General features: G+C 66.0%; 1 protein-coding gene. It reads left to right on the top strand.

What is annotated here, in order from left to right; genetic code table 11:
• Positions 1-54: 54 nt before the first annotated feature.
• Positions 55-250, top strand: a 196-nt coding sequence (locus ACX9YW_RS23360; protein ID WP_495995605.1) for an exodeoxyribonuclease VII large subunit, incomplete at its 3' end; no start/stop codon positions are given.

The raw sequence follows: 250 nt of genomic DNA, 5'->3' as shown, positions 1-250 counted from the left end.
CTGGTGGAGGTGCAAGGGCGCCTGGGTGTCTATGAGCCGCGCGGAGATCTGCAATTGATCGTGGAAGGCATGCGCCGCGCCGGCCAGGGCAGTTTGTTTGAGGAATTCCTCAAGCTCAAGGCCAGGTTGGAAGCGCAGGGTTTGTTTGATGCCGCCCGCAAGCGCCCGCTGCCCGTGATGCCGCGCGCCATCGGCCTGGTGACCTCGCTCGGCGCGGCCGCCTTGCACGATGTGGTCACCGCCTTGCAGC

Source organism: Pseudoneobacillus rhizolycopersici (assembly GCF_054786815.1).
This window is presented reverse-complemented; position numbering and strand designations above follow the sequence as displayed.